This is a genomic window from Pseudomonas sp. 34 E 7 (assembly GCF_900005715.1).
Taxonomy (GTDB): domain Bacteria; phylum Pseudomonadota; class Gammaproteobacteria; order Pseudomonadales; family Pseudomonadaceae; genus Aquipseudomonas; species Aquipseudomonas orientalis_A.
Genome location: NZ_CVTX01000185.1, coordinates 177,690 through 189,358, shown reverse-complemented (window position 1 = coordinate 189,358; position 11,669 = coordinate 177,690). Strand labels below are relative to the sequence as shown.

The 11,669-nt window shown below is 62.6% G+C and carries 10 protein-coding genes; 2 read left to right on the top strand and 8 right to left on the bottom strand.

Going from position 1 to position 11,669, the window contains the following annotated elements:
* Positions 1-255, top strand: a complete 255-nt coding sequence (locus tag BFP96_RS25540; RefSeq protein ID WP_065891947.1) for a bacteriocin immunity protein — start codon at positions 1-3, stop codon at positions 253-255.
* Positions 256-401: 146 nt separating this feature from the next.
* On the opposite strand, the gene BFP96_RS25535 is transcribed toward BFP96_RS25540, so the two are convergent.
* The 8 genes from BFP96_RS25535 to BFP96_RS25500 all read right to left on the bottom strand — a co-directional run bounded on the left by BFP96_RS25535 (position 402) and on the right by BFP96_RS25500 (position 9,718).
* On the bottom strand, positions 402-1,403 hold the full coding sequence (locus BFP96_RS25535; RefSeq protein ID WP_065891946.1) for a response regulator: 1,002 nt from the start codon (positions 1,401-1,403) through the stop codon (positions 402-404).
* 51 nt (positions 1,404-1,454) lie between these two features.
* The gene (locus BFP96_RS25530; protein WP_065886049.1) at positions 1,455-2,465 is read right to left on the bottom strand and encodes a chemotaxis response regulator protein-glutamate methylesterase; all 1,011 of its coding nucleotides are present in this window, start codon (positions 2,463-2,465) and stop codon (positions 1,455-1,457) included.
* Positions 2,462-4,735, bottom strand: coding sequence for a hybrid sensor histidine kinase/response regulator (locus BFP96_RS25525; protein ID WP_065937245.1), 2,274 nt, complete (start codon positions 4,733-4,735; stop codon positions 2,462-2,464). The genes BFP96_RS25530 and BFP96_RS25525 overlap by 4 nt, the downstream gene beginning before the upstream one ends.
* The gene (locus tag BFP96_RS25520) at positions 4,732-5,433 is read right to left on the bottom strand and encodes a chemotaxis protein CheW (protein ID WP_065937244.1); all 702 of its coding nucleotides are present in this window, start codon (positions 5,431-5,433) and stop codon (positions 4,732-4,734) included. The genes BFP96_RS25525 and BFP96_RS25520 overlap by 4 nt, the downstream gene beginning before the upstream one ends.
* Complete coding sequence (locus tag BFP96_RS25515; RefSeq protein WP_065937243.1) at positions 5,430-6,689, bottom strand: CheR family methyltransferase; 1,260 nt, start codon at positions 6,687-6,689, stop codon at positions 5,430-5,432. Before BFP96_RS25515 ends, BFP96_RS25520 begins: the two co-directional genes overlap by 4 nt.
* Positions 6,686-7,198, bottom strand: coding sequence for a chemotaxis protein CheW (locus BFP96_RS25510; protein ID WP_065886045.1), 513 nt, complete (start codon positions 7,196-7,198; stop codon positions 6,686-6,688). Before BFP96_RS25510 ends, BFP96_RS25515 begins: the two co-directional genes overlap by 4 nt.
* On the bottom strand, positions 7,198-8,820 hold the full coding sequence (locus tag BFP96_RS25505) for a methyl-accepting chemotaxis protein (RefSeq protein ID WP_065891941.1): 1,623 nt from the start codon (positions 8,818-8,820) through the stop codon (positions 7,198-7,200). The genes BFP96_RS25510 and BFP96_RS25505 overlap by 1 nt, the downstream gene beginning before the upstream one ends.
* Before the next feature lie 187 nt (positions 8,821-9,007).
* On the bottom strand, positions 9,008-9,718 hold the full coding sequence (locus tag BFP96_RS25500) for a tellurite resistance TerB family protein (protein ID WP_065891940.1): 711 nt from the start codon (positions 9,716-9,718) through the stop codon (positions 9,008-9,010).
* Positions 9,719-10,021: 303 nt separating this feature from the next.
* Here BFP96_RS25500 and BFP96_RS25495 point away from each other — a divergent pair, with 303 nt between their 5' ends.
* On the top strand, positions 10,022-11,647 hold the full coding sequence (locus BFP96_RS25495; RefSeq protein ID WP_065891939.1) for a glucan biosynthesis protein D: 1,626 nt from the start codon (positions 10,022-10,024) through the stop codon (positions 11,645-11,647).
* Positions 11,648-11,669 lie beyond the last annotated feature (22 nt).

The following is an 11,669-nucleotide window of genomic DNA, read 5'->3' as shown; positions in this document are numbered from 1 at the left end:
ATGAAAACTTCAATTTCCGAGTACACAGAAACCGAATTTTTAGAATTCGTAATTTCCCTTTGTGACGCGAGTGCTCGTACTGAGGAAGAAGATGACGAAATGCTATTAGAGTTCACGCGCCTTACAGAACATCCTGACGGATCAGATCTCGTCTACTATCCAAGAGCTGACAGAGAAGACAGCCCGGCGGGCATTGTAGAAGAAGTTAAACAGTGGCGTGTGGCTAATGGCAAGCCTGGATTTAAAATAGAATAATCTCTCTGCTACCTCCTGCCATCGACTCTACATAGATGGCGGGCTTCTTCGTCCAACCACGTTCATGTGCACTTAATTTGGATGAATACCAAGCTCACAATGTGGGAGGGAAGCCCCTCCCACATTTAATGGGTTACAGTCTGAACTCACTCGATGCCGACTTGATTACGCCCATTATGCTTGGCCATATACAGTCCCTTGTCCGCCGCCATGATCAACTGCCGGCAATCGGTGCCCTGTACGGGTGTCAACGTCGACAGGCCAATGCTGATGGTCAGGCTCGAACCTTCCGCCGGCGCGATATGCGGGATTTTCAGGGCGGCCACCGCCATGCGCAGTTTTTCCGCCACCAGCCGCGCACCGCCCGGCGAGGTGTTGGGCAGCACCAGCGCGAACTCTTCGCCGCCATAGCGTGCCGGCAGGTCCGAGGGACGGCTGCTGGCTTCGCGGATGGTATTGGCGACTTTGCGCAAGGCCTCATCACCCTCGACGTGGCCAAAGCTGTCGTTGTAGGTCTTGAAGAAGTCCACATCGATCATCAGCAAGGAGAGCTGGGTCTGGTCGCGCATGGCTCGGCGCCATTCCAGTTCCAGGTATTCGTCGAAGTGACGGCGATTGGACAGCCCGGTCAGTCCATCGGAGTTCATCAGCCGTTGCAGCACCAGGTTGGTGTCCAGCAACTGTTGCTGGCTGACCCGCAGCGCACGGTAAGCCGCGTCGCGCTGCAACAGGGTCATGTAGGAGCGCGAGTGATAGCGAATGCGCGCCACCAGTTCGATATTGTCCGGCAGCTTGACCAGGTAATCGTTGGCCCCGGCCGCAAACGCTGCGCTCTTGATCAGCGGGTCTTCCTTGGTGGAAAGCACGATGATCGGGATATTCGCCGTGGCCGGGTGATTGCGGTACTCGCGCACCAGGGTCAAGCCGTCGAGGCCGGGCATGACCAGGTCCTGCAGGATCACGGTCGGCTTGATGCGAATTGCCTGCGCGATCGCCTGGTGCGGGTCGGCGCAAAAGTGGAAATCGATGTTTTCTTCATGGGCCAGGCCGCGCCGCACAGCTTCGCCGATCATGGCCTGGTCGTCGACCAGCAGCACCATGGCGGCGTTTTCGTCGGTCTTGAAGTCGTCAAGTTGTAGATCATTCATGTGCGGTCACCTGAATTACGCCTGCAAACCAGCACGGCGGGAGATTGTCGATCATGTTGCAAAGACCTCCTGCAATCGCGGCGCAATTCTTTCCAGTGGGCGAATTTCAACAGCGGCGTCAATCGCCGCCGCTGCTTTGGGCATCCCATACACCGCCGAACTCGACTGGTCTTGGGCGATGGTCAAATATCCTTGTTCGCGCATCAACTTGAGGCCCTGGGCGCCGTCGCGCCCCATGCCGGTCAGCAGTACGCCGACGGCGTCACCGATCCAATAGCTGGCGACACTTTCGAAAAATACGTCGATGGACGGCCGGTAAATCTCGTTCACCGGCTCTGCGGTATAGGCTAGCGTGCCATTTTTCAACAAGCGAATATGGTGGTTGGTACCGGCCAGCAAGACCACGCCGCTCTGCGGTGGCTCACCCTCTCGCGCCAGGCGCACCGGCAGGCCGGACGCACTGCTCAACCACTCGGCCATGCCCGCGGCGAACACCTGGTCCACATGCTGGACCAGCACGATGGCGGCGGGAAAGTTGCGGGGCAAACCCTTGAGCAGGACTTCCAGAGCAGCCGGGCCGCCCGCCGAAGAACCGATCGCCACCAGGCTCTGGCGTTTGCCGGTGCTGCGCTCGGGCGCGGTTTCGGCGCGCACACGGCTACCGCGCTGGCCGATCAGCCAGCCGATATTGAGGATCTTGCGCAACAACGGCGCTGCCGCATCCCTGGGGTTGCCCACGCCAAGTGCCGGGGTGTCCACCACATCCAGGGCGCCGTGGCCCATGGCTTCGAACACCCGGCTCATATTGGCCTGGCGGTCGACGGTCACCAGCAGAATCGCGCAGGGCGTCTCGGCCATGATCTGCCGCGTGGCCTCCACGCCGTCCATTACCGGCATGATCAAGTCCATCAGGATCAGGTCCGGCAGCCGTTCGGCACAGCGCTGTACCGCTTCCAGGCCATTACTGGCCACCCATACCACCTCGTGCGCGGGTTCCAGGTTCAAGGCGCGCCGCAACGCCTCGACGGCCAGGGGCATGTCATTGACGATCGCAATCCTCATGCCCGGGCGCCCCCGATCAGCTCAACCACGGCGTCGAGCAAGGCATCGTCGTGGAAGCTGGCTTTGGCCAGGTAATAGTCGGCTCCGGCGTCGAGGCCTCGGCGTCGGTCTTCTTCCCGATCCTTGTAGGAAACCACCATCACCGGCAACGATTGCAGGCGACTGTCACGGCGCAAGAGTGTGACCAATTCAATACCGTCCATGCGAGGCATATCAATATCAGTGATAAGCAGGTCGAAATCCTCGGAACGCAATGCGTTCCAGCCATCCATGCCATCGACCGCAACGGCCACTTCATAACCGCGATTGAGTAATAACTTGCGTTGCAGCTCACGCACGGTCAGCGAGTCGTCCACCACCAGCACCCGCTTGCGCGGTGCTTCGGTGGCCTGCTGGGTGCGCCGGGCGATGCGTTCCAGGCGGCCGGTGTTGAGCAACTTGTCCACCGAACGCAGCATGTCCTCCACGTCGACGATCAGGACCACCGAGCCATCGTCGAGCAAGGCGCCGGCGGAAATATCCTGGACCTTGCCCAGGCGATCATCCAGCGGCAATACCACCAGGGTGCGCTCACCGATAAAGCGCTCGACGGCGATCCCATACACGGCATCGCGCTCGCGTATCACCACCACTTTCAAGGTATCGCCAGGGGTTTGCCCCGGTGGACGCTGCAACAGCTGACTGGCGGCGACCAGGCCGACATGCCGGCCCTCGTGCCAGAAATGCTGGCGACCTTCCAGTTGCACAATGTCCTCGGGCGCCAGGTCGCACATGCGTTCGATGTGTGCCAGCGGGAAGGCGTAGGCCTCTTCACCGACCTCCACCACCAGGCTGCGCACCACCGACAAGGTCAACGGCACCTCAAGATGAAAGCGACTGCCCTGCCCCGCCGTCTGCTCCAGCACCACGGCGCCGCGCAGTTGACGCACCATATGCTGCACCGCATCCAGGCCGACGCCGCGACCGGACACTTCGGTCACCTTGTCGCGCAGGCTGAACCCCGGCAGGAACAGGAACGTGAGCAGTTCTTCCTCGCTCAGGCGCAACGCGGTTTCCACGGGGGACAGGTGCCGGTCGACAATGGTGCCGCGCAGGCGCTCAAGGTCGACGCCGTTACCGTCATCGCTCAACTCCAGCACCAGCAAGCCGGCTTGATGGGATGCGCGCAGGCGAATCAAGCCTTCCGCCGGCTTGCCCGCCAGCAGCCGCTGCTCGGGCATTTCAATGCCATGATCGACGGCATTGCGTAATAAATGCGTGAGTGGCGCCTCGAGCTTTTCCAGCACATCGCGGTCGACCTGGGTCTTTTCGCCCTCGATCTCCAGGCGCACTTGCTTGCCCAGGCTGCGGCCGAGGTCACGCACCATGCGCACCTGCCCGGCCAGCACGTCGGCAAACGGGCGCATGCGACAGGCCAACGCGGTGTCGTAAAGCACCTGGGCGCGCTGGCCGGCCTGCCAACCATACTCATCCAGCTCGGCGTTCTTCTGCGCCAGCAGCGCCTGGGCCTCACTCAACAAGCGGCGGGTATCGGCCAGGGCTTCCTGGGCTTCAAGATTCAGGTCGATGACCTTGAGGTGGCCGTCCAGGGTATCCAAGGCGCGCAGGCTGTTGCTTTGCAGGCGCTTGAGGCGCTGCAGGCTGGCCAGGTAGGGCTTGAGTCGCTGGGTTTCCACCAATGACTTGCTGGACAGGTCCAACAGGCTGTTCAAGCGTTCGGCCGTGACCCGCAGCACGCGCTCACCGCCTTCGGTCATGCGTTTGCCGTGGCGCGGCGGCTCGCTGATGACGGCGGGCACCGGCTCAGGTTCGGGCGCCGGCGCTTCGATCACCGGCATGGGAGCCGGTTCGGGTTTCGGCGCGACCATGGCGCTGGGTTGCGACGGGTCCAGCAAGCGCTCCATCAGCGCCACATAGGCCTGGATATCCGCCGCCCCTACGTTATTGCCCGGGGTGGCGATGCGCATCAGCAAATCCGTACCCTGCAGCAACGCGTCGATATGTTCGGGCTGCAGGTACAAGCGCGCTTCCTGGGCGCTGACCAGGCAGTCTTCCATGACATGGGCCACGCTGACGCCGGCATCCACCCCGACAATCCGCGCCGCGCCCTTGAGCGAGTGCGCGGCGCGCATGCAGGCCTCAAGCTGGTCGGCCTGGGTCGGGTTGCGTTCCAGGGCCAGCAGGCCTGCACTGAGCACCTGGGTCTGCGCATCGGCTTCCAGGCTGAACAGTTCCAACAGCGAGGCATCGCGCATCTGGTCGGGGGTCATGCGAGGCTCCGGGTCACGGCGGACAACAATTGAGCCTCGTCCAGCCAACGCAGGCTGCGGCCTTTCCACTGCAATACGCCCTGGGTGAAGCGCGCGCTGGCCTGGGTACCGGAGGCCGACGCGGCGCTCAAGGTGCGCTCATCGATGGCATGGATGCCATCCACTTCGTCCACCGGCACGACCACCGGGCCATCCTGCGCGGCAATGATCAGCATGCGCGGCATGATTCGCCCGCCGGTGGCGCCGGTATTGGCGCTGTCCAGGCCGAGCAGTTCCACCAGCGACAGGCAGGCCACCAATGCGCCGCGTACGTTGGCCACGCCCAGCAAAGCCCGGGAGCGCTGGTGCGGCAAGGAGTGGATCGGTTGCAGGGGCGCGACTTCCACCAGGCAACGGGTCGCGATGCCCAGCCACTCCTCGCCGAGGCGGAACATCAGCAAGGAGCGGGTGACCACCTGGCTGTCGAGCTCGCCGGCGGCTTGTGCGGGACGCTCGTCCTGCGCCAGCGCATAGCGGTCGAGCAGGCGCGTGGCCGCGGCCGAATACACCGAGCAGTTACGGCAATGGATGTGCTCCACCAGCAAGGGGCAGGATTTGTCGCCATGGATGCCGATGCGGTTCCAGCAGTCGTCGATGGCTTGGGTGTCGGCCAGGGTCAGGTCCAGGCCAGCGGTATCCAGCGCGTCAGGGCTACTCATCGTTTGGACTCACTGTCAGCTCGCTCGCTACGCGCGGCGCGCGCCTGCAAACGACGCGCCCCCGCACTGTCGCCCTGGGACTCGAGCAACGCGGCCAGGTGCATCAAGGCCTGCGGATGCTGCGGTTCCAGGTATAAGGCTTTACGGTAATACCCTTGGGCTTGCGGGGCGTTGCCGGCTACATCGCTGAGCAAGCCCAGCCAGTAGAACACCTGGGCCACCGGCGGATGGCTGCCCAGATAGCGTTCGCACGCAGCGCGGGCCTCGGCACTCTTGCCCTCATTGGCCAAGGTGGCGATCTGGTTGAGCAGCTCGCCGGCCTCCGTATGCGCTGCCTTGACCGGCGCCGCCTGGGCGCCAACCGTACTGAACGGGCGCGGCTTGAGCGTAACAGGCGCCGCACTGCGCGGCGGCGTGGGTGCCGGTATCGGTGCAAACACCGGGGCTGGCGCGACCGACTCCGCGTGCCGGCTGAACGCAAAGGATTGCGGCACACCAATCGAACGCATGCCATGGCGTCCCAGCAGGCTGCCTTCGGCCGGGCCGATAAACAACACGCCGTCCACGTGGGTCAGTTCCTTGAGCACATCGAAGACTTGCTTCTGGGTGGGCTGATCGAAATAGATCAGCAGGTTGCGACAGAACACAAAATCATAACTGGACTCATTGGCCAACAGCGCCGGGTCGAGCAGGTTGCCGACTTGCAGGCGTACTTGCTCGCGCACCCGGTCGGCGATGCGGTAGGCGCCGCCGTCTTCAGTGAAATGACGGTCGCGAAATTCAAGGTCGGCACCGCGAAAGGAGTTCTTGCCGTACACACCGCGGCGGGCACGCTCCACGGACAACGGGCTGACGTCCATCCCTTGCACTTTGAACTGGTGCGGCGCCAGGCCGGCGTCGAGCAGGGCCATGGCAATCGAATAGGGCTCTTCGCCGGTGGAACACGGCAGGCTGAGAATGCGCAAGGCGCGCATCTGCTTGATCTCGGCCAGGCGTGCATGGGCCAGGCGGGCCAGGGTCGCAAAGGACTCGGGGTAGCGGAAAAACCAGGTCTCGGGAACGATCACCGCTTCGATCAGCGCCTGCTGCTCATCGTGGGAGCTTTGCAGGAGCTGCCAGTACGCGTCCGCTGTGGGCGCCTGGGACAGCTGGCAACGCTGGCGCACCGCACGCTCAATGATCGCCTCGCCCACCGACGCGACGTCCAGGCCGATACGTTCCTTCAGGAAGGCCGAGAAGCGCGGATCACTGCTCATAGGCTCAACTCGCTGGAAAACAGCAACGCACGCACGTCATCGCTCAACAACTCGGCCACGCCGATCCATTGCATCAAGCCCAGCGCATCTTCGCGCACCGGCCCCAGGTAGGGCGCCTGGCGGTTATCCAGGCCATAGGGCTGGAACTCGGCGGGGTCGCACCGCAGGGTGTCGGTGGCCTGCTCCAGGATCAGGCCCAGCCACCGCGCCTGGCTCCCGGCTTGTGGCTGATAATTGACCAGCACCAGCCGCGTACTCGTACGGGCCTGGGCCACGGTACCGAAGGTCAGCGCGCTCAGGTCGATCACCGGCACCAGCGCGCCGCGATGGGCAAAGATGCCCGCCACCCACACAGGTGCCTGGGCGATGGGTTTGAGCGGCAGGCGCGGCAGTACCTCGACCACTTCCGTGGCCTTGAGGGCAAAGCGCTCAGTGCCGATGTGGAACACCAGGAACAACGCCTTTTTCGCTGCCGTAACGGCGCCGCGTTTAGCCGCGAAGTCGCTCATCAGACTTTGAAACGCGACACGCCGCTGCGCAGACCCACCGCGACCTGGCTCAGTTCATCGATGGCAAAGCTGGCCTGGCGCAGGGACTCGACGGTCTGGCTGCTGGCATCCCCCAGCTGCACCAGCGCGTGGTTGATCTGCTCGGCGCCGGTGGCCTGGGCCTGCATGCCTTCATTGACCATCAACACCCGCGGCGCGAGGGCCTGCACCTGGTGGATGATTTGCGACAGTTGCTCGCCCACTTGCTGCACCTCGAACATGCCGCGGCGCACTTCCTCGGAGAACTTGTCCATGCCCATCACGCCCGCCGACACCGCCGACTGGATCTCACGCACCATCTGCTCGATGTCGTACGTCGCGACGGCGGTCTGGTCGGCCAGGCGGCGTACTTCGGTAGCGACCACGGCAAAACCGCGCCCGTACTCACCGGCTTTCTCGGCTTCGATGGCGGCGTTGAGGGACAGCAGGTTGGTCTGGTCAGCCACTTTGACGATGGTCACCACCACCTGATTGATGTTGCCGGCCTTTTCATTGAGGATCGCCAGCTTGGCGTTGACGAGGTCGGCGGCGCCCATGACCGAATGCATGGTTTCTTCCATGCGTGCCAGGCCCTGTTGACCGGACCCGGCGGCGACCGAAGCCTGGTCGGCGGCGGTCGACACTTCGGTCATGGTGCGCACCAGGTCCTTGGAGGTCGCGGCGATTTCACGCGATGTGGCGCCGATTTCAGTGGTGGTGGCGGCGGTTTCGGTGGCCGTGGCCTGTTGCTGCTTGGAGGTGGCGGCAATCTCGGTCACCGAGGTGGTGACCTGCACCGACGAACGCTGCGCCTGGGAGACCAGCGCGGTCAGCTCGGTCATCATGTCATTGAAGCCGGTTTCGACCATATTGAATTCGTCATTGCGCTCCAGGTTCAGGCGCTTGCTCAGGTCGCCCGTGCGCATGACTTCGAGGATATCGACGATACGTTTCATCGGCGCCATGATTGCGCGCATCAACAGCAGGCCACACAGCGCGGCGGCAAGCACCGCCAGCAGCAGCGAGACGCCCATGCTGATCTTCGCGGCCTCGACCGCGTCATCGATGGCGGCGGTGGCCTCGTCGGCGACCTGCTTGTTCTGTTGGATGATGTCATTGAGCTTCATGCGGCCTGCGACCCAGACGGGCGTCAGTTGCTCGCTGAACAACCTGACCGCCTCGGCGGCGTTGTTGCTCTGCTGAGCCTGGAGCACTTGGGCGAGGATCTGGTTGTAGTTCTGATGCATTTTTTCGAAGGCATCGAACTCGCTGCGGTCCTGGGTGAAATTGATCGTCTGGGCGTAGTCGGCCATGTATTTCTCAAGGCGAGCCTCGAAGGACTTGTAGTCCTGCTTGTCCTCCTCGGAAATGCCCTGGTTTTTGTGGATGCCCACCAATTCCTGGGTTTGCAGGTAGCTGTCGACCCAGGCGCTGCGAATCATCGAGCTGAAAAACACGCCAGGCACAGCGTCATCGCGCACGGAGCTCTCACTGGTTTCGATTTTCAACAGGCGCGAATACGAGAGCACGACCATCAGCAGCATGATCGCGATAATTACCGCAAAGCTCGCCAAAATCCGTTGGCGCAGGGTCCAGTTCTTCACAGTAATTCCTCGCAGATCCATTCAAATGGAGGGGAGTATAGCTGAGCGATGGCGTGTATTAACCAATGGTTTGCGGGGACACTGCAGGTGCCGTCGCCGCCTTGCGGCAGGCGCCCTGGCGCTTTGAACCAAGCCGGGTTTGAAGGTGGGAGCAGGCCCGCTCCCACCTGTGGACAGGTAGGCGGTTTTATTCGAGGTTAAGGCGCACCTGTTTCTCCAGCTCCGCCTTCAGGCCCGGCTCCAGCTTCAGCTGGCGCGCCAGTTCGTCCAGGTAGGCCTTCTCCATGAAGTTTTCCTCGTCCACCAGCATCACACTGGCGATGTACATCTCGGCGGCCATTTCCGGAGTACCGGCGGCGCGGGCGACATCGGCCGGGTCGAGGGGTTTGTTCAACTCGGCGTGCAGCCAGGCTTGCAGTTCGCGGTCATTGTCGAGCTTGGTGAACTCGCCTTCGATCAACGCCCGCTCACGCTCATCCACATGCCCGTCGGCCTTGGCGGCAGCGACCAGCGCCTTGAGAATGCCCTGGCTGTGTTGCTCGACCTGGGCCGGCGGCAGACGATCAATGGTTTGCGGCTCGCCCTGGGGCGCGCTGGCCTGTTGTGCCTGCCAGTTGCCGTAGGCTTTGTAGGCAATGACTCCCAACGCGGCCAGGCCTCCGTAGGTCAGGGCCTTGCCGCCGAACTTGCGCGCCTTCTTATTGCCCATCAGCAAGCCCATGGCTCCGGCCGCCAAGGCACCGCCGCCTGCGCCACCGAGCAGACTGCCGAGCCCGCCACTGCCAAGCAGCCCGCCAAGGGCGCCTTTGTCAGTTGATTGACGCTGGCCGCCGGCCTTGTTCTGCAACATATCCTGGCCAGACTTGAGCAACTGATCGAGCAATCCACGGGTATTCATTCGTAGCCTCCAGACACTTGGGTTCGTAGGACCAATAGGCCCTCAGCGTAAAACTAAGTGCCAAAAACGCTCTATCTAGAGTGCTTCCAGATGTAACGCCCTGCCCTGGCGTCGGAAATGTCTTGTTGCACAGCGGCGCCATCATGCTGCCATCAATGATTTTTCCTTCACCATCGAACCGCTTAAGCTATCCGGCGTCTGTTTATTGTCCGTTGCGTTTGGCCGAAGGCATGTCCGAACCGTTATTTCTGATCCGTTACGTGCCAGGAACGGCGCGGGATTCGCTCACGACAGGTTGTCTCTATGCACCGCAGGAATTTGCTCAAAGCGTCCATGGCCATTGCGGCCTACACCGGTTTGTCGGCCAGTGGCCTGCTGGCCGCGCAGGCCTGGGCCGGGAACCGTGCCGCCGACGGCAAGGCCGTGGCATTCGATTTCGACACGCTCAAGGCCCAGGCCAAACAGCTCGCCGGCGCCGCCTACAAAGACACCCGGCAGGTGCTGCCGCCCACGCTGGCAACCATGACCCCGCAGAACTTCAACGCCATTGGCTACGACGGCAACCATTCGCTGTGGAAGGAACTGAACGGGCAACTGGACGTGCAGTTTTTCCACGTCGGCATGGGCTTCAAGACGCCGGTGCGCATGCACAGTGTCGACCCCAAGACCCGCGAGGCCCGCGAAGTGCATTTCCGCCCTTCGCTGTTCAACTATGAAAAAACCACCGTTGACACCAAACAGCTGACCGGCGACCTGGGCTTCTCCGGGTTCAAACTGTTCAAGGCGCCGGAGCTTGACCGCCATGATGTGCTGTCGTTCCTGGGTGCCAGCTACTTCCGCGCCGTCGACTCCACCGGCCAGTACGGCCTGTCGGCGCGCGGCCTGGCGATCGACACCTACGCGAAAAAACGCGAGGAATTCCCCGACTTCACCCAGTTCTGGTTCGAAACCCCGGACAAGGACGCCACCCGCTTCGTGGTCTACGCCCTGCTCGATTCCCCCAGCGCCACCGGCGCCTATCGCTTCGATATCGACTGCCAGGCCAATCAAGTGGTGATGGCGATCGATGCCCATATCAATGCGCGCACCGCCATCGAACAATTGGGCATTGCGGCCATGACCAGCATGTTCAGTTGCGGAACCCACGAACGCCGGATGTGCGACACCATCCACCCGCAAATCCACGACTCGGACCGCCTGGCCATGTGGCGCGGCAACGGTGAGTGGATTTGCCGTCCGCTGAACAACCCGGCCAAGCTGCAGTTCAACGCCTTCGCCGACACCAACCCGAAAGGCTTCGGCCTGGTGCAGACCGACCACGAGTTCGCCAGCTATCAGGACACCGTGGACTGGTACAGCAAGCGCCCCAGCCTCTGGGTAGAACCCACCACCGCCTGGGGCGAAGGCTCGATCGACTTGCTGGAGATCCCCACCACCGGCGAGACCCTGGATAATATCGTGGCCTTCTGGACCCCGAAAAAGCCGGTGATGGCGGGCGATTCGCTTAACTACGGCTACAAGCTCTACTGGAGCGCCCTGCCGCCGGTGAGCACGCCGCTGGCCCAGGTCGACGCGACCCGTTCGGGCATGGGCGGATTTACCGAAGGCTGGGCCCCAGGCGAGCATTACCCCGAGGTGTGGGCACGTCGCTTTGCGGTGGACTTCAAGGGCGGCGGTCTGGATCGTTTGCCAGCCGGCACGGGCATCGAACCGGTGGTCACCTGCTCGCACGGCGAGGTGAAAGACTTCAGCGTGCTGGTGCTCGACAACATCAAGGGCTATCGCATTCTGTTCGACTGGTACCCCACCAGTGACAGCGTGGAGCCGGTAGAGCTGCGTCTGTTTATCCGCACCCAGGACCGTACTCTGAGTGAGACTTGGCTGTATCAGTATTTCCCGCCTGAGCCGGCGAAGCGTAAATACACCTGAGACGGCGGCCCACGCTGTGGGA

Coding starts and splice junctions, on each gene's coding strand:
- BFP96_RS25520 (WP_065937244.1), bottom strand. CDS start 5,433: ATGAGTAGCCCTGACGCGCTGGATACCGCTGGCCTGGACCTGACCCTG.
- BFP96_RS25500 (WP_065891940.1), bottom strand. CDS start 9,718: ATGAATACCCGTGGATTGCTCGATCAGTTGCTCAAGTCTGGCCAGGAT.
- BFP96_RS25515 (WP_065937243.1), bottom strand. CDS start 6,689: ATGAGCAGTGATCCGCGCTTCTCGGCCTTCCTGAAGGAACGTATCGGC.
- BFP96_RS25535 (WP_065891946.1), bottom strand. CDS start 1,403: ATGAATGATCTACAACTTGACGACTTCAAGACCGACGAAAACGCCGCC.
- BFP96_RS25525 (WP_065937245.1), bottom strand. CDS start 4,735: ATGACCCCCGACCAGATGCGCGATGCCTCGCTGTTGGAACTGTTCAGC.
- BFP96_RS25495 (WP_065891939.1), top strand. CDS start 10,022: ATGCACCGCAGGAATTTGCTCAAAGCGTCCATGGCCATTGCGGCCTAC.
- BFP96_RS25540 (WP_065891947.1), top strand. CDS start 1: ATGAAAACTTCAATTTCCGAGTACACAGAAACCGAATTTTTAGAATTC.
- BFP96_RS25530 (WP_065886049.1), bottom strand. CDS start 2,465: ATGAGGATTGCGATCGTCAATGACATGCCCCTGGCCGTCGAGGCGTTG.
- BFP96_RS25510 (WP_065886045.1), bottom strand. CDS start 7,198: ATGAGCGACTTCGCGGCTAAACGCGGCGCCGTTACGGCAGCGAAAAAG.